This window comes from Kitasatospora sp. NPDC058032, from assembly GCF_042885845.1.
GTDB lineage: Bacteria > Actinomycetota > Actinomycetes > Streptomycetales > Streptomycetaceae > Kitasatospora.
The window spans coordinates 208,923-225,844 of record NZ_JBHVRK010000014.1 but is presented as its reverse complement, the minus strand read 5'-3'; the positions used below and the strand labels follow the sequence as shown (position 1 = coordinate 225,844).

Here is a 16,922-nt window from a genome sequence, read left to right as displayed (position 1 = left end):
CCGGAGGGCGCACACAGGGGCGCACGGGGTGCGTGCGGGCGGTGTCAGCCGGTGGCGGCCGGGGCGGGGAGTGCGTCGGCGGAGGGTGCCGGGGCGGGGGCGGGCCGGCGCCGGGAGAGCCGGCGGACCTGCGGTTCCAGCAGCACGGCGGCGCTGAGCACCAGGGAGATCACCGCGCAGCACCAGAGCGCGCCGGACAGGCCGAGCCGGTCGGCGACCGGGCCGGCGAGCGCGGTGCCGAGCGGTGCCAGCGAGAGCGAGCCCAGCTCGTCGTAGGCGGTGACCCGGGAGAACGCCTCCGGCGGGATCTCCTGCTGCAGCGCGATCATCCAGTTGACGCCGAAGACGGTGACGCCGACACCGGAGAGGAACATCGCCGCCCAGAGCACCGGCAGCGGCGCGGACGCCGCCAGGGCGATCGCCGGCATGCCGAACAGGAAGACGCCCCAGTTGCCGACCAGCAGGATCCGGCGCGGCTGCCAGCGGGCCATCAGCAGGCCGGTGACGACCAGGCCGACGCCGTAGGCCGCCATGGCCAGGCCCCAGTCGCGGGCGCCGCCGAGCCGCTCCTTGGCGACGGCCGGCCCGTACACCGCCTCGACCGCGCCGACGCAGGCGACCAGCACCGAGAACTGGAGGACGATCACCCAGAGCCAGCGGCGGGAGGAGAACTCCCGCCAGCCCTCGCGCAGGTCGCGGAGCATGCCGCCGCCCTCGGCGGGGGCGGTCGGGGCCTGCGGTTCCAGCAGGAAGCGCAGCGCGGCGGCGGCCAGGAAGCAGACGGCGTCCAGGGCGAGCACCCAGCCGGCGCCGACCGCGGCGGTCAGCGCGCCGCCGAGCGCGGCGCCGCCGATCTGCGAGCCGTTGAAGCCCATCCGGTACACCGAGAAGGCCCGGGCGGCGTGCTCGGGGGCGACGCTCTCCATGATCATGCCGCCGGCGGCGGGGGAGTAGAACGCGTAGCCGGCGCCGGCGCCGGCCGAGAGCAGCATCAGCTGCCAGAGGGTGGGGTCGCCGGTCAGCACCAGCAGGGCGAGGGCACCCTGGGAGACGGCGCTGAACAGGTTGGCGGCGACCATGACGTGGTGGCGCGGCAGGCGGTCGGCGAGGGCGCCGCCGAGCACCAGCAGCAGAACGGTCGGCAGCAGCCGGGCGGCGGTGACGAAGCCGATGTCGCCGGTGGAGCCGCCGCCGTCCAGGATGGCGAAGGCGGTGGCGATCGGGGCGCCCGCGTTGCCGAGGCCGCTGACCACGGTGGCGGCGGTCTGGATCCGGAAGTTGCGGCTCGCCCAGGCGAGCCGGGCGGTGAGCGGAGGGGAGGGTTGGCTCTGCACCCCGTGACTATGCCGGGGCGGATCGTCCGTGTCCATCCGATATTCGGGCCGCCGGGGGACGGCCGTGGGCGTCAGCCGAGGTGGCCCCAGAGGAAGGTCAGGGTGCGCCGCCAGGCGATCTCGGCCTGCAGCGGGTCGTAGCCGCCGAGCAGGTTCTCCTCGTTCATGAAGGCGTGTCCGGCCGGGTAGAAGTGGATCTCCGGACGGACGTCGGTGGCCTCGCCGATCCGGATCGCGGCCTCGTCCACGGCGGCCATCGGGATCGAGCGGTCGTGCTCGCCGAAGTGGCCGAGCACATGGGCGGTCAGGCCCCGGTACTCGAAGTCCGGGTCGGGCGGCAGGCCGTAGAAGGGGACCGCCGCGGCCACCCGGTCGCCCTCGGCGGCGGCCAGCAGCAGGGCGAAGCCGCCGCCCATGCAGAAGCCGACCACGCCGACGGCGTCGCCGACCACGCCCTCCAGGCCGAGCAGCAGGTCGACCGCGCCGCGCAGGTCCCGCACCGCCCGCTCGACCGGCAGCGCGCGCGTGAGCCGGGCCGCCTCGGCGCTGTCGTGGGTGGTCGCGCCGCCGAAGAGGTCCGGCGCGAGGACGGTGAAGCCCTCGGCGGCGAACCGGTCGGCCACGCCGGCCAGGTACGGGGTGAGGCCCCACCACTCCTGGACCACCACCAGACCGGGACCGACGCCCTGCGGCGGGCGGGCCAGGTAGCCGTGGGCCTCGCGGCCGTTGCTCGGGAAGGTCACGTTCTGCCGGGAGCCGCCCTGGTCAGGCATGGCTTCCTCTCGGGGGACGGGCCGCCGGGCGCGGCGGCGGGTCGGGGGCCGGGGGGTCGGGAGGTCCGGTGGTCCGGGGCCGGCGCGGGCTCAGCCCATCTCCTCCAGGGCCCGGCCCTTGGTCTCCTTGATGCAGAAGGCCACGAAGGGGATGGAGAGCAGCGCGAAGACCGCGTAGATGACGTAGGTCGCCGACAGGTTCCAGTCGGCGAGATCGGGGAAGCTGACGGTGATCGCCCAGTTGGCGATCCACTGGGCGGAGGCGGCGACGGACAGGGCGAGCGCGCGGATCCGGTTCGGGAACATCTCGCCGAGCAGCACCCAGACCACGACGCCCCAGGAGAAGGCGAAGCAGAACACGAAGACGTGCGCGGCGACCAGCGCGACCACCGCGTGGGTGTTGTCCAGGGTCGCGGTGTCGCCGGTGCCCTCCCGGTAGGAGAACGCCCAGGCGGCGGTGCCCAGTGCGGCGGCCATGCCGATCGAGCCGGCCAGCGCGAGCGGCTTGCGGCCGATCCGGTCGACCAGGGCCATCGCGACCACCGTGCCGATCACGTTGATGATCGAGGTGGAGAGGCTGATCAGCAGCGAGTTGGACTCGTTGATGCCGACCGACTGCCACAGGAAGGAGGAGTAGTAGAAGATCACGTTGATGCCGACGAACTGCTGGAACACCGAGGCACCGATGCCGACCCAGACGATCGGCAGCAGACCGAACCGGCCGTCCAGCAGGTCCTTGAGCCGCGGCTTGCGGGCGGACTCCAGCACCGCGCGGATCTCGGCCACCCGGGCGTCGAGGTCGACGTCCTGGCCCTCGACCTCCAGCAGCACCCGGCGGGCCTGCTCCTCCCGGTGGTCGGCGATCAGGTAGCGCGGCGACTCCGGGATCGCCAGCGCCATCAGCCCGTAGACGAGCGCCGGGATCGCCTCGACCCCGAGCATCCACTGCCAGGCCTGGATGCCGCCGAGGTGGCCGGTGGACTCGCCGCCGGCGGCCTGGTTGAGCGCGTAGTTGGCGAGCTGGGAGACGGTGATGCCGAGCACGATCGCCATCTGCTGGAACGAGGCCAGCCGGCCCCGGTAGGCGGTCGGGGCGACCTCGGCGATGTAGGTCGGGGCGATCACCGAGGCGATGCCGATCGCCACGCCGCCGACCACCCGCCAGGTGGCCAGCACCTCGATGTTCGGCGGGAACATCGAGCCGATGCCGCTGGCCGCGAAGAGGACCGCGGCCAGCAGCATGGTGCGCACCCGGCCGAGGTGGTCGGCCAGCCGCCCGGCCGCCACCGCGCCGGCGGCCGAGCCGAGCAGCGCGATGGCCACCACGAACGCGGTCGTGCCGTGGCCCACCTGGAAGTGCTTCTGGATGCCGGTGACCGCGCCGTTGATCACCGCGCTGTCGTAGCCGAACAGGAAGCCGCCCATCGCGGCGGCGGCGGAGATGAACACGACGTGCCCGAGATGCGCCTCGCCGGAAGCCGGATGGGTGTGGGTCCTGGACACGCGCGCTCCCCGGGGTCGACGGTCCCGTCCGCACGGCCGGGCGGGCAGGGTTCGTCTCACATTCGATCAGCGCCGCGGGGCGCGCGTCGCGGTGGCTGAGCCGAACGGGTGACGGGGCGTCAGGTGGAGGAGCGGTCCCCCGGCGCGGGGGATGCGGTGCGCGCCGTACGGCGTGCGTTGCGGCGCAGCAGCTGGGTGCGGGCGCCGGCGTCCAGTGGGCGGGCGCGCTCGGCGAGCCGCTCGGCCAGGGCGTACTGCTCGGCGACCGGCTTCTTGTCGTCGTACTTGAACTTGGCGCGCACCTCGTGGACCGTCAGCCGCAGCCCGGTCAGGCCGGGGAGCAGCCGGCCGAGCTCGCCCTCGCCCGGGGCCACCCGGAACCCGGGGCTCTCCGGCTGGAAGTGGGCCAGCTGGCGGTTGAGGATCTCGGCCTTGCCGGGCGCGTCCTCGACGAGGGCGGCGGTGGCGTGGAACTGCACGGAGGCGTAGAGGCTGGTCGGGGTGCCGGGCGCGGCGCGCCAGTGGCCGGGGGCGTAGGCGTAGTCGTCGGTGACCGCGAGGGTGACCTCCGGGTCCGCCCGGACGGCGGACAGCAGTGGGTTGGGCGCGGCCAGGTGGACCAGGATCTCGCCGCGGTCGGCGTCCAGCAGGAAGTGGGTGGGGACGAGCACGGGGCCGCGGCCCGGCCCGCCATTGGCGGCGAGCAGGCCGAAGTCGCGGCCCTCGGCGAGCCAGGCGCGCCACTCGTCGTCGTCGCCGCGGTCCCAGGGGCGGATCAGCATCGGGGCCTCCGGTCAGGCGTCGGGCGCGGCGGTGAGCGTGGCGAGTGAGGCGAGGTTGGCGGGCAGCGGTACGGCGGTGGAGGCGTCCGGCACGGGCGTGCCGTAGCCGGTGGTGACCGGGACGACGCCGGCCCAGTGCGGCAGGGCGAGGTCCTCGGGGTCGTCATGGGCGAGGTCGGCCCTGGTCTTGGCGGAGACCTCGTCGAGCTCCAGACGGATCACCGCGGTGGCGGCCAGTTCCTTGGCGTTGGCCGGGCGCACCTCGGCGGAGCGGCCCGGGACCACCTGGTCGACCAGCGCGTCCAGCGCGACCGTCAGCTCCTCGGGGTCGGTGACCTGGTGCGCGGTGCCGTGGGCCACCACCGAGCGGAAGTTGAGCGAGTGGTTGAACGCCGACCTGGTCAGCACCAGGGCGTCGACCAGGGTGACGGTGACGCAGACCGGCAGCCCCTGCTCACCCTTGGCCCCGCGCAGCGGCCGGCTGCCGGTGGAGCCGTGCACGTAGAGGCGGTCGCCGACCCGGGCGTGGATGGTGGGCAGCACCACCGGCGCCCCGTCGGCGACGAAGCCGAGGTGGCAGAGGTACGTGGCGTCCAGGATCGCGTGGATCGCCTCGCGCTCCCAGCTGGCGCGGTCCTTGTAGCGGGTGGGAGTGGTGCGCGGGGTTCGCGGGTAGGACGTGCCACCGTTCGGCGTGGTCGACATGACAACCTCTATGTACTAGTGCATAATCTATTTTGTGCTAGGAGAGTATCGGATCACCGGACGGCGTGCCAGCGATATCGCGGCCGAGGTCGAGCGGGGCGTCAGCACCGGCCACCTCGCCCCCGGGACACCGCTGCCGCCGCTGCGCGACCTCGCCGCCGAGCTCGGCGTCAACCCCAACACGGTGGCCGCCGCCTACCGGCTGCTGCGCGACCGCGGTGTGATCGAGACCGCCGGCCGCAAGGGCAGCCGGATCCGTCCGCGCCCCGCCCACACCCCGCGCGACCAGCTGCGCCTGCCCGTCCCGGCGCACGCCCGCGACCTCTCCGACGGCAACCCCGACCCGGCGCTGCTGCCCGACCTCACCGCCGCCCTCGCGTCCGCCGCCGAGGCCGCCCGCCGCGCCCCGGTCCGCTACGGCGACCCGGCCGCCGACCCGGAGCTGCTCGCCCTGGCCGGCGCGGCCTTCGCCGCCGACGGCCTGCCGTCCGGGCCGCTCGCCGTCGCCTCCGGCGCGCTGGACACCATCGAGCGGATCCTGGTCACCCGGCTGCGCCAAGGTGATGCCGTCGCCGTCGAGGACCCGGGCTGGGGCAGCCTGCTCGACCTGCTGGCGGCGCTCGGCCTGCGCACCCTGCCGGTGGGGCTCGACGACGCGGGCCCGCTGCCCGGCTCGCTCGCCGAGGCGCTGGAGGCCGGCGCGCGGGCGGTGGTCGTCACCAGCCGGGCGCAGAACCCGACCGGCGCCGCCCTCACCGCCGGTCGGGCCGCGGAGCTGCGCGCGGTGCTGGCCGGCCGTCCGGACGTGCTGCTGATCGAGGACGACCACGGCCAGGGCATCGTCGACCAGCCCTACCACCCGCTGGCCGGCGCGGGGTCGGCGCACTGGGCGGTGGTGCGCTCGGCGGCCAAGGCGTACGGGCCGGACCTGCGGCTCTCGGTCGCGGTCGGGGACGCGGACACCGTCGGGCGGCTGCTCGGACGCCAGCGGCTGGGGACCGGCTGGGTCAGCCACCTGCTCCAGCGCACGGTGGCCGAGCTGTGGCGCGCCGACGCGGCGCCGGCCGCCCGGGTGGCCGCCGCCTACCGGGCGCGCCGGGAGGCGCTGATCGGCGCGCTGGCCGAGCGGGGGATCGCGGCGCACGGGGCGAGCGGGCTGAACGTCTGGGTGCCGGTTCCGGACGAGGCCGTCGCGCTCGCCGCGCTGGTCCAGCGCGGCTGGGTCGCGGCGCCCGGCGCGCGCTTCCGGCTGCAGTCGCCGCCCGGGCTGCGGATCACCGTCGCGCGGCTCGACCCGGCGGATGCCCGGCGGCTGGCCGACGACCTGGCGGCGGTGCTGGGCGGGGCGGACGGGACCGCCGGGCCCGGCGCGGACGGCACGGTGTCGCGGCCGGTCTGACCAGGGACGTCGACGGCCGGCCGCCCTCCCGACGCGACCGCGTCGGGAGGGCAGCCGGCCGGGGCGGGTCAGCCCTTGGCGAGCAGCGCCTGGGCGTGCTCCCTGACCTGGTCCTTCGACAGGTAGGCGTCGGTGTACTCGAAGTCGCGCAGCCGGGCGGGCTGCCGGGCGAGGAAGCCGGTCCGCACGAAGTCGTCCCCGGCGGTCGCGTTGAGCATCCAGCCGGCGCCGACCCGGAACTTCGCCACATTGGTGCGCATCGCCATCAGGTGGTAGCCGCGCGCCACCAGCTGGGCCGGCACACCGCGCAGCTCCACCCCGACCGGCTTGGAGACGGCGTCCTTGCCGCCGAGGTCCACGACCAGGCCCAGGTCCTTGTGGTAGTACGGCTCCAGCGGCTGGTTGCGCAGCGCCGCGATCACGTTGTTGGCCACCGCCCGGCCCTGGCGGGCCGAGTGCTGGGCGGTCGGCGGGCAGACCGCGCCGTCGCCCTTGGCGAGGTCCGGCACGGCGGCGGCGTCGCCGAGCGCGAAGACGCCCTCGTACTGCGGCACCCGCATCTCCGCCGTCACCGCGATCCGCCCGCGCACCGTCTCGGCGTCCAGGGTGGCGATCAGCGGGCTGGCCGCGACGCCGGCTGTCCAGATCAGCGTCCGGCAGGGCAGCACCCGGCCGTCGGTGAACTTGACCGACTCGGCGCCGACCTCGGCCACCGAGACGCCCAGCGACACCTCGATGCCGCGCTCGCGCAGCACCTCCAGGGCGGCGGTGCCGAGGGTGTCGCCCAGCTCGGGCATCAGCTTCGGCGCGATGTCGATCAGGTGCCACTTGATCTGCCGGGCGTCCAGCCGCGGGTAGCGCTGGGTGGCCGCGGTGGTGAGCCGCTGCAGGCAGGCGGCGGTCTCGGTGCCGGCGTAGCCGCCGCCGACCACCACGAACTGCAGCCGGGACTCGCGCTCCTTCTGGTCCGGGGAGGCCGAGGCGAGGTCCAGCTGGGCGATCACGTGGTCGCGGACGTAGGCCGCCTCGGCGAGCGTCTTCATGCCGCGCGCGTAGTCGGTCAGGCCGGGGATGTCGAAGGTGCGGGTGACGCTGCCGGGGGCCAGCACCAGGTAGTCGTACCGCTGCGCCACCACCTCGTCGGTGATCTTGCGGACCACGCAGACCTTGGAGGCCGGGTCCACGCCGATCGCGCCGCCGGGGACGATGTGGGTGCGCCGCAGCGAGCGGCGCAGCGAGACGGCCACCGACTGGGGGGTGAGCACACCGGCCGCCACGTGCGGCAGCAGCGGCAGATAGAGCTGGTAGCTGAACGGGGTGACCAGGGAGATCTCCGCCTCCGCGGGGGAGAGCTTGCGTTCCAGCCGGCGCGCGCACTCCAGTCCGGCGAAGCCGCCGCCCACGATCAGGATCCGGGCTCGTTCCATCGTGCGTCCCTCACAGTGCAGGTCGGTACCGCACGGCGCGGCACAGTGCTGCCGGCCGTGGTGGTCGGGTGCCCCGATTACTGTCCGCCACACTCGCACGGAGCAGCCGGGGCTGCCACCGGGAGGACCCGGGCGGGCGAGCACGCCGAGGGACACCCGCCCCGTGCATATGCCCGCTAGGCTGTCCGCCGTGCTCCCCGAGGTGACGGCGGTCCGTTATGTGACGCCACTGCGAGAAGGCGGCTCGATGCCGGGCCTGGTCGAGGCCGATGACCGGCGGCTCTACGCCCTGAAGTGGGTCGGTGCCGCCCAGGGCCGCAAGGCGCTGGTCGCCGAGGTGCTGGCCGGTGAACTCGGCCGGCGGCTCGGCCTGCCGGTGCCCGAGCTGGTGACCGTCGACCTGGACCCGGTGCTGGCCCGCAGCGAGCCGGACCCGCAGATCCAGGACCAGATGCGGGCCAGCGGCGGGCTCAACCTGGGCATGGCCTTCGTCAGCGGCGCGCTCAACTTCGACCCGCTCTGCTTCGACGTGGACGCCGGGCTGGCCGGGCAGGTGCTCTGGTTCGACGCGCTGATCGGCAACGTCGACCGCTCCTGGCGCAACCCCAACCTGCTGGTCGCCACCGGCGGCCTGCGGCTGATCGACCACGGCGCGAGCCTGATCTTCCACCACCACTGGGCGGGCGCCGCCGGCTGGATCCGCCGTCCGTACGACGCCTCCGACCACGCGCTGCTGGGCGCGGAGCCGGACCTGCTCGCGGCCGACAAGGCGCTCGCCCCGCTGGCCGAGGCGGCGATCGAGGAGGCGGTGGCGCAGATCCCGGACGTCTGGCTGGCGGACGAGCCCGGGTTCGACTCGCCCGAGGCGGTGCGCGCGGCGTACCGGGCCCAGTTGACCGCGCGACTGGCCGGTCCGCGCGACTGGCTTCCGGAGGTGTCCGCATGACCGACTTCCGTCTGTCCGACCCGTTCGGCCACGGTCTGTCCGAGTCGCGGCTCGCCGACCCGGCGGCGGCCGATCCGGCGCCGCCGGTCCGGGCCGAGCTGCACGACTACGAGTACGCGGTGATCCGGGCGGTGCCCCGGGTGGAGCGCGGCGAGTGCGTCAACGTGGGCGTGCTGCTGTACTGCCGGCAGAGCTCCCACCTGGCCGCGCGGACCCACCTGGACCAGGCGCGGCTGCTGGCGCTGGACCCGGTCGCCGACGTGTCCGCGGTGCGGCGGGCGCTGCAGGGGATCGAGGCGGTCTGCGCGGGCGGGCCGCAGGCGGGCCCGGCCGCGGCGGACAGCCCGGGGCAGCGGTTCCGCTGGCTCACCGCCCCGCGCAGCGCGGTGGTGCAGCCGGGGCCGGTGCACACCGGACTGACCGCCGATCCGGAGACGGAGCTGCGGCGGCTGTTCGACCAGCTGGTGCTCTGAGCGCGCCGGTTCCCGGGTCCGGCGGCTCGGCCGCCGGACCCTTGCCGTGCTCAAATCTTGAGTTACTGAAGCAGTCGGTCGTAGGCTGACCTCATGGGTTCGACGACGACCACGACCGTACCGACCAACGCCGAGCTGATGGAGGCGCTGGCCGCCGTCGGCGGTGCGTACTTCCAGGACTTCGCGGCCGCCGCGGCCCGGCACGGTCTCTCCTCCTCGCAGGCCAAGGCGCTCGGCGCCGTCCAGGAGCCGGTGCCGATGCGCGCGCTGGCCGGGCGGCTCGGCTGTGACGCCTCCAACGTGACCGGCATCGTCGACCGGCTGGAGGCGCTGGGCCTGGCCCGCCGGGAGGCCTCGGCGGGCGACCGACGGGTCAAGATCGTGGTCATCAGCGAGCAGGGCCGGGAGATCCTGGCGCGGATCCGCGGCGAGATGGGCCGCACCCACCAGGCCTTCGAGAGCCTCAGCGGCGAGCAGCGCGCGGCGCTGCACTCGATCTGCCTCCACGTCCTCCCGGTGCTCAGCGGGCGTCAGTAGGCCCGGCGCGATCGTCGGGGTCGTCCGCCGTCGCGAGGGCGGGTGGCAGCGGGGTGTGGTGCAGCAGGGTGAGGCGCCGGGTGGCGCGGGTGAGGGCGACGTAGAGGTCCGCGGCGCCCTGGGCGAGCAGGCCGGCCGGGTCGACCAGGACGACCGCGTCGTACTCCAGGCCCTTGGCCTCCCGGACGGTCAGCGCCCCCAGGGCGGTGGCGACGGCGTCCGGGGCGATCACCCCGAGGGTGCCGGGGCCGGCGGGCAGCGCGGCCAGGGCCGCGGCGTAGTCGCCGTCCGGAACGGGGACCGGGCGCGGGCGTTCGGAGGTCTGCCGGACGGCCTCCGGCGGTTCCTGGCCGGGGGAGTGGGCGCGCAGCACCGCCGCCGCCGGTGCCATGATCGCGGCCGGCGTCCGGTAGTTGACGGTGAGCCGCTCCTCGCGCCAGCGGCCCGGCAGTTCGCGGTCCAGCATCTCGGCCCAGGACGAGCGGGCCCCGACCGGCGAACCGGTCTGGGCGAGGTCGCCGACGATGGTCAGCGAGCGGGTCGGCACCCGGCGCAGCACGGCGCGCCAGGCCATCGCGGACAGCTCCTGCGCCTCGTCGACCACCACGTGTCCGTACGCCCACTCGCGGTCGGCGGCGGCGCGCTCGGCGGTGGTGCGCTCCGGGCCGGTGTCGCGGAAGCGCTCGGCGAGCAGCCCGGCGTCCAGGGTGGCGTCCTCCCGCTGCCCGGTGACCGTGAGCACGCCCTCGGCGTAGGCCAGTTCCTCGTCCAGCGCCCGTGCGGCGGCGCGGGAGCGGGCCCGGGTCGCGGCGCCGTCCTCGCCGAGGAGTTCGGCCGCCTCGTCGAGCAGCGGGACGTCCCCGGTGGTCCACGGCGCGCCGGCCGGGCGCAGCACCGCGGCGCGCTGTGCGGGGGAGAGGCCGGGGGCCGCGGCGGCCAGCAGGGCGGGGTCGGAGAACAGTCGGTCGACGAGTCGATGCGGTGTCAGAACCGGCCACAGGGAGTCGAGTTCGGCGCGGATACCGGGCTGCTCCCAGAGCTCGCGCGGGGCGTGGCGGGCCTCCTCCTCGTCGTACGGGCGGCCGAGGGAGAGCGCCTGCGCCACCGCGAGGGCGTCCAGCAGGGTGCGCAGGAAGAACCCGCGGGCCCGGTTGTGCGGCAGCCGCAGTCCGCGCGCGGCCGTCCTGGCCTCGGCGCAGACCCGGTGGGGCAGCCGCAGGTGCTCGCCGAGCAGCAGGTCGCCCGCGGGCAGCCGCTGGTGGGCCTCGACGGCGCGCCGCACCGCGTCCGCCATCCACGGCCCGCCCTTGACCACCGCGGCGGCCGGCCCGTCCTCGACGGTGGCCCGGACGCCGGGGAACAGCTCGCCGACGGTGCACAGCACCACCTCGGTCTCGCCGAGCGCGGGCAGCACCTGGTCGATGTAGCGCAGGAACGCCGGGTTGGGGCCGAGCACCAGGACGCCGCGCCGCTCCAGCACCGCGCGGTGGGTGTAGAGCAGATAGGCGGCGCGGTGCAGGGCGGTGACCGTCTTCCCGGTGCCGGGGCCGCCCTGGACGACCAGGGCGCCGGGCAGCGGGGCGCGGATCACCCGGTCCTGCTCGGCCTGGATGGTGGCGACCACGGTGGCCATCCGGCCGGTGCGCTCGCGGTCGAGGGCGGCCAGCAGCGCCGCCTCGCCGACCAGGCCGCGCCGGCCGTCCTCGTCCAGGCCGGCCAGGTCGAGCGCCTCGTCGTCCAGGCCGGTCAGGGTGCGGCCGCTGGTGTGCAGGTGGCGGCGGCGGACCAGATCGCCCGGGTCGGCCGGGGTGGCGGTGTAGAACGGGCGGGCGGCGGGGGCGCGCCAGTCGATCAGTACCGGCTCGAAGGACTCGTCCAGCTCGTCGGTGAGGCCGATCCGGCCGATGGAGCGGACGGTGCCGTCGCGGTGGTCCAGACGGCCGAAGCACAGGCCGCGTTCGACGGCCTCCAGCCGGGCGGCGCGGCGGGCGGCCTCGGCGGCGCGCAGCTCGCGCTCCAGCCGGGCCTGGTGGGTGCCGCCCGGGCCGGCGTCGCGGCCGGCCGCCGCGAGGGTCCGGCGGGCGCGCTCGCGGGCGGCGTCCAGATGGGCGTAGAGGCCGGTCAGCCGGGCCTGTTCGGTGCGCAGCGCCTCGGCGAGGAGGGCGTCCGTTCCGGTCGGAGGAGGGGGAACCACTGGAGATCCGTTCACGGGTGTGGTATCCTTGCGGTGAGGAGTTTGTGGGACGCTCTGTGTTGATGGCTCAAGTACCCCAGCCTACCCGAGCCCGGGCCGTTCCGGCTGACCTCGGCTGTTAGGCTTGCGAAGCGTGAGCGCGAAGCCCCAGATCCCCAATGTCCTGGCCTCCCGGTACGCCTCGGCGACCCTGGCCCAGCTGTGGTCCCCCGAGCACAAGGTGGTGCTTGAGCGCCACCTCTGGCTCGCCGTCCTGAAGGCCCAGCAGGACCTCGGTGTCGAGGTGCCCGCCACCGCCGTCGCCGACTACGAGCGGGTGATCGACCAGGTCGACCTCGCCTCCATCGCCGCCCGCGAGCGGGTCACCCGGCACGACGTCAAGGCCCGGATCGAGGAGTTCAGCGACCTCGCCGGCCACGAGCAGATCCACAAGGGGATGACCTCCCGGGACCTGACCGAGAACGTCGAGCAGCTGCAGATCCGGCAGTCGCTGGAGCACGTGCGCGACCGCACCGTCGCCGTGCTGGTCCGGCTGGGCCGGATCTCCGCCGAGCACGCCGAGCTGGTCATGGCCGGCCGCTCGCACAACGTGGCCGCGCAGGCCACCACCCTGGGCAAGCGCTTCGCGTCGATCGCCGACGAGCTGCTGGTCGCCTTCCGCCGCCTGGAGGAGCTGATCGCCCGCTACCCGCTGCGCGGGATCAAGGGCCCGGTCGGCACCGCCCAGGACATGCTCGACCTGCTCGGCGGCGACACCGACAAGCTCGCCGAGCTGGAGCGCCGGGTCGCCGCGCACCTCGGCTTCGACAACGTGCTCACCAGCGTCGGCCAGGTCTACCCGCGCTCGCTGGACTTCGAGGTGCTGACCGCCCTCGTCCAGCTGGCCGCCGCGCCGTCCAGCCTGGCCAAGACCATCCGCCTGATGGCCGGCCACGAGCTGGTGACCGAGGGCTTCAAGGAGGGCCAGGTCGGCTCCTCGGCGATGCCGCACAAGATGAACACCCGCTCCTGCGAGCGCGTCAACGGCCTGGCCGTGATCCTGCGCGGCTACGCGTCGATGACCGGCGAGCTGGCCGGCGACCAGTGGAACGAGGGCGACGTCTCCTGCTCGGTGGTCCGCCGGGTCGCGCTGCCGGACGCCTTCTTCGCCTTCGACGGCCTGCTGGAGACCTTCCTGACCGTCCTCGACGAGTTCGGCGCCTTCCCGGCCGTGGTCGAGGCCGAGCTGGACCGCTACCTGCCGTTCCTGGCCACCACCAAGGTGCTGATGGGTGCGGTGCGCGCGGGCGTCGGCCGGGAGACCGGGCACGAGGTCATCAAGGAGCACGCCGTCGCCTCGGCGCTCGCGATGCGGGCCGGCGCCCGGGAGAACGAGCTGCTGGACCGGCTGGCGAACGACGAGCGGATCCCGCTGGACCGGGCCGCGCTGGACGCGCTGCTGGCCGACCGGCTGTCCTTCACCGGTGCGGCCGGCGCGCAGGTCGCCGAGGTCGTCCGCCGGATCGAGGCCGTCGCGGCCGCGTACCCGGAGGCCGCCAAGTACGCGCCGGGCGACATCCTCTGACGGATCGTCGGCTCTCTTCTCAGGGCCCCGTCGCCGAGGAGGCGGCGGGGCCCTCGCCGTGCTCGGCCGGGACGGCGGCGGGGTGCCCGGGGTCGAGCGGCGGGCCGTTGGTGGGGCAGGTGTAGCGGCAGTCCGGTTCGGCCACCGGGCGCTCGTCCGCCGGGGCCAGCACATTGCCGTGGACGGCGACCAGCGCGGTCAGCCCGCCGGCCACCAGGAGCCCGGCACAGATCAGCATCGCGGTGCGGAAGGCGGAGTCGACCGCGTGCGGCACCCGGTAGGCGTCCCCGCTGAGGCCGGCCAGCGCGGGCAGCGCGGCGACCGCCAGCAGGCCGGCCGCCCGGGCGGCGGCGTTGTTGACGCCGCTGGCGATGCCCGCGTGCCGCACGTCCACCGCCGCCAGCACGGTGGCGGTCAGCGGCGCGACCAGCAGCACCATGCCGAAGCCCATCACCGAGACGGCGGGCAGCACGTCCGTCCAGTACGAGGCGCCGGGGCCGATCCGCAGCATCAGCAGCACGCCCACCGCGCAGAGCATCGGGCCGACGGTGAGCGGCAGCCGGGGGCCGATCCGCTTGCCCAGCCGGCCGGCCCGGGCGGACAGCACCAGCATGATGACGGTGATCGGCACCAGGGCCAGCCCGGAGACCAGCGGGGAGAAGCCGGAGACGATCTGCAGCTGCACCACCAGCAGGAAGAAGACGCCGCTGAACGCCGCGTAGACGGCGAGGGTGACCAGGTTCACGGCGGTGAACAGCCGCGAGGAGAACAGGCCGAGCGGTAGCATCGGCTCCGGGGTGCGGCGCTCGACGGCGATGAAGGCGGATCCGAGCAGCAGTCCCGCCGCCCCGGTGACCCAGACCACGGGGGACAGCCCCTTCCCGGCGGCGGTCAGCGCATAGGTGACGGCGCCCAGCGCCAGGGCGGCCAGCGCCGCGCCGAGTACGTCGAAGCGGCCGGTCGCGGACTCGTCCCGGCTCTCCGGCACGTGCCGGGCGGACACCGCCACCACCAGCGCCGCCAGCGGCAGGTTCAGCAGGAAGATCCACCGCCAGCCGGGACCGTCCACCAGCCAGCCGCCGAGCAGCGGGCCGACCGCCGCCGACACCCCGCCGAACCCCGACCAGAGGCCGACGGCCGCCGAGCGGTCGTCCGGGTGGAAGACCGCCTGGAGCATCGCCAGCGAGCCGGGGGTGAGCAGTGCGCCGCCGATTCCCTGCACGGCGCGCGCGATGATCAGCACCTGGATGTTCGGTGCGGCGGCGCAGGCCGCGGAGGCGGCGGCGAACCAGACCACGCCGAGCAGGAAGATCCGGCGCCGTCCGTAGCGGTCGCCCAGCGCGCCGCCGAGCAGGATCAGGCCCGCCAGGGTGAGCAGATAGGCGTTGAGCGTCCATTGAAGGGCGTCGAGTTGGGCGCCGAGATCGGCGCCGATCCGGGGCAGCGCGACGTTCACGACGGTCCCGTCGAGCATCGCCATGCTGGAGCCGAGCACCGTTGCCAGAAGTACCCAGCGACCCTGCGCGGTGCCCAACCGCAGGGTGCCGGCCTCGGAGGTGGCCACGGCCCATGGTGCGTCCCGTGGGGCCCACGTGACAAGGGTCACCGGGGGTGTGTCGGGTGGTGGCCTCTCCGTGAGTGATCGCATACGTACTGGTTTTCATATGGGCGCAGGGTTGCGGATCACGTGCGCACCGTCAATGGATTGTGTGCGTACTGTGTATGCATTCCGAGCGGAGCGTCACGGCAATGCGGACTTTGGTCCCGGGTCGCGTAGATCGACATTGCTTCACCCGAACGGATGAGTTTTAGTTCAGCGACCGCCCGGCGTCAGCCCGGGTGGCCACCGGGTGGAACGCCTAGTCCTGCCGCTGCCCGGTGGTACGCAACGAACTCTGTACGGCAGGAGCGGGGGACCCACAGGTAAGTCGCCGGACCGGTATTTCCCGCGGTCCGGCTTGGGGTGAAGCCGCCTTTATCGGCGGCCGGGCAACTCCAGCCCGAACCCGACAGCTCACCTCGCAGGCGTCGGAGAGGACCTTTCGCATGCCCGCACAGGCTCGTCGTATCGCCCTGCCCCGCGCCGCTCGCATCGGCATCGCCACCGCCGTCACCGGTGCCGCCTTCGCCCTCCCGCTGGTGACCACCGTCACCGCCCAGGCCCACGAGGTGCCGGCCGCGAAGCCCGCCGCTCCGGCCGCCCAGGCCGCCCCGGCCGCTGCTCCGGCTGCTCAGAGCGCCCCGGCCGCCCCGGTCGAGGAGAGCTACAAGGTCGTCGGCGGGGACACCCTGTCGAAGATCGCCGCCGCGAAGCACGTCGACGGTGGCTGGCAGGCGCTGTACGAGCACAACCGCTCGGTCGTCGGCGCCAACCCGAACCTCATCTTCCCGGGCCAGAAGCTCGCGCTCGGCAGCAAGGCGGCTCCGGCCGCCAAGCCGGCCGCGCCCACCGCCCCGGCCACCAAGTCGGCCGCTCCGGCCGCGAAGCACACCGCTCCGGCTGCCAAGCCCGCCGCTCCGGCCGCCAAGCCCGCCGCCCCGGCCGCCAAGCCGGCCGTCCCGGTCGGCAAGCCCGCCGTCCAGCCGCTCACCGCCCCGGTGGTCACGACCCCGGTCGTCGCCGCCACCTCCGGCTACACCACCCCGGTGGCCAACCCGAAGCTCGGCACCGCCTACGGCGTGGCCGGCTCGATGTGGTCCTCCGGCCACCACACCGGCGCCGACTTCATCGCTTCCACCGGCACCCCGCTGCGCGCCGTCGCCAACGGCACCGTGGTGAAGGCCGGCAACGGCGGCGCCTACGGCAACGAGGTCGAGATCAAGCTCGCCGACGGCAAGTACGCCCAGTACGCGCACCTGTCCTCGATCGGCGTGAAGATCGGTCAGACCGTCACCGTCGGCCAGCAGATCGGCCTCTCCGGCGCCACCGGCAACGTGACCGGCCCGCACCTGCACTTCGAGATCCGCACCGGCTCGGAGTACGGCTCGGACATCAACCCGATCGCCTACCTGCGGGCGCACGGCGTCGCGATCTGACCCTCGGGTCGGATCACACCCACCACCGCTGGGTGCGGGGCGAAACGACTCTCCCGGAATGGTCATGTCGGGTGACCGCTCGACCGGGTGATCGCCGCACCTCAAGCGGACCGACGGGCGCGGGACACGCCCGTCCGGCCGGGCCCCGCCGCCGGACACCAAAACCGCGCCCGGGCCGGCGCCCTGCTGAAGGGGGCCGGGCTGGCCGCGGGCGCGGCGAACCCGGCCGCCGCGGGACAAAAGCGCGTA

The 16,922-nt window shown here is 74.7% G+C and carries 14 protein-coding genes and 1 riboswitch; of the genes, 6 read left to right on the top strand and 8 right to left on the bottom strand.

The genetic code is table 11. The features are described 5' to 3' along the window. Window positions 1–44: 44 nt before the first annotated feature. The 5 genes from ACFVUH_RS23130 to ACFVUH_RS23110 form a co-directional block, all read right to left on the bottom strand. Window positions 45–1,334 (bottom strand): MFS transporter, encoded by a 1,290-nt coding sequence (locus tag ACFVUH_RS23130; protein ID WP_387915158.1) that lies wholly within the window; start codon window positions 1,332–1,334, stop codon window positions 45–47. A gap of 71 nt (window positions 1,335–1,405) precedes the next feature. Beyond that, window positions 1,406–2,107 carry an alpha/beta fold hydrolase gene (locus tag ACFVUH_RS23125; protein ID WP_355368988.1) on the bottom strand — a complete coding sequence of 234 codons (702 nt, stop codon included), beginning with the start codon at window positions 2,105–2,107 and terminating at the stop codon, window positions 1,406–1,408. 90 nt (window positions 2,108–2,197) lie between these two features. Then, complete coding sequence (locus ACFVUH_RS23120) at window positions 2,198–3,610, bottom strand: sugar porter family MFS transporter (RefSeq protein WP_355368986.1); 1,413 nt, start codon at window positions 3,608–3,610, stop codon at window positions 2,198–2,200. 119 nt (window positions 3,611–3,729) lie between these two features. After that, complete coding sequence (locus ACFVUH_RS23115) at window positions 3,730–4,392, bottom strand: FMN-binding negative transcriptional regulator (protein ID WP_387915157.1); 663 nt, start codon at window positions 4,390–4,392, stop codon at window positions 3,730–3,732. 12 nt (window positions 4,393–4,404) lie between these two features. Next, window positions 4,405–5,097, bottom strand: a complete 693-nt coding sequence (locus ACFVUH_RS23110; protein WP_387915156.1) for a pyridoxamine 5'-phosphate oxidase family protein — start codon at window positions 5,095–5,097, stop codon at window positions 4,405–4,407. A gap of 34 nt (window positions 5,098–5,131) precedes the next feature. On the opposite strand from ACFVUH_RS23110, the gene ACFVUH_RS23105 reads away from it, so the two are divergent. Further along, the gene (locus tag ACFVUH_RS23105) at window positions 5,132–6,496 is read left to right on the top strand and encodes an aminotransferase class I/II-fold pyridoxal phosphate-dependent enzyme (RefSeq protein WP_387915155.1); all 1,365 of its coding nucleotides are present in this window, start codon (window positions 5,132–5,134) and stop codon (window positions 6,494–6,496) included. A 68-nt stretch (window positions 6,497–6,564) separates the two neighbouring features. Here the strand turns inward: ACFVUH_RS23105 and ACFVUH_RS23100 are convergent, their stop codons facing one another. Beyond that, complete coding sequence (locus ACFVUH_RS23100; RefSeq protein ID WP_355368978.1) at window positions 6,565–7,923, bottom strand: NAD(P)/FAD-dependent oxidoreductase; 1,359 nt, start codon at window positions 7,921–7,923, stop codon at window positions 6,565–6,567. A gap of 190 nt (window positions 7,924–8,113) precedes the next feature. Between ACFVUH_RS23100 and ACFVUH_RS23095 the strand changes: the two genes are divergently transcribed. The 3 genes from ACFVUH_RS23095 (at window position 8,114) to ACFVUH_RS23085 (ending at window position 9,879) form a co-directional block, all read left to right on the top strand. Next, window positions 8,114–8,869, top strand: coding sequence for a HipA family kinase (locus ACFVUH_RS23095; RefSeq protein WP_355368976.1), 756 nt, complete (start codon window positions 8,114–8,116; stop codon window positions 8,867–8,869). Further along, a complete protein-coding gene (locus ACFVUH_RS23090; protein ID WP_355368974.1) occupies window positions 8,866–9,342 on the top strand; it encodes a DUF3037 domain-containing protein in 477 nt (158 codons plus the stop codon). Before ACFVUH_RS23095 ends, ACFVUH_RS23090 begins: the two co-directional genes overlap by 4 nt. A gap of 93 nt (window positions 9,343–9,435) precedes the next feature. Beyond that, a complete protein-coding gene (locus ACFVUH_RS23085; protein WP_355368972.1) occupies window positions 9,436–9,879 on the top strand; it encodes a MarR family transcriptional regulator in 444 nt (147 codons plus the stop codon). On the opposite strand, the gene ACFVUH_RS23080 is transcribed toward ACFVUH_RS23085, so the two are convergent. Next, window positions 9,863–12,088: a HelD family protein gene (locus ACFVUH_RS23080; RefSeq protein WP_387915154.1), complete on the bottom strand. Its 2,226-nt coding sequence runs from the start codon at window positions 12,086–12,088 to the stop codon at window positions 9,863–9,865. The two genes, ACFVUH_RS23085 and ACFVUH_RS23080, sit on opposite strands and share 17 nt — an antisense overlap. Before the next feature lie 118 nt (window positions 12,089–12,206). Between ACFVUH_RS23080 and purB the strand changes: the two genes are divergently transcribed. Continuing rightward, window positions 12,207–13,637 carry an adenylosuccinate lyase gene (gene purB, locus ACFVUH_RS23075; RefSeq protein WP_355368968.1) on the top strand — a complete coding sequence of 477 codons (1,431 nt, stop codon included), beginning with the start codon at window positions 12,207–12,209 and terminating at the stop codon, window positions 13,635–13,637. A 19-nt stretch (window positions 13,638–13,656) separates the two neighbouring features. Here the strand turns inward: purB and ACFVUH_RS23070 are convergent, their stop codons facing one another. Further along, window positions 13,657–15,285 (bottom strand): MFS transporter, encoded by a 1,629-nt coding sequence (locus ACFVUH_RS23070; RefSeq protein WP_355368966.1) that lies wholly within the window; start codon window positions 15,283–15,285, stop codon window positions 13,657–13,659. Window positions 15,286–15,513: 228 nt separating this feature from the next. After that, window positions 15,514–15,680: riboswitch (cyclic di-AMP (ydaO/yuaA leader) on the top strand. A 3-nt stretch (window positions 15,681–15,683) separates the two neighbouring features. On the opposite strand from ACFVUH_RS23070, the gene ACFVUH_RS23065 reads away from it, so the two are divergent. Then, a complete protein-coding gene (locus ACFVUH_RS23065) occupies window positions 15,684–16,673 on the top strand; it encodes a peptidoglycan DD-metalloendopeptidase family protein (protein WP_387915153.1) in 990 nt (329 codons plus the stop codon). Window positions 16,674–16,922 lie beyond the last annotated feature (249 nt).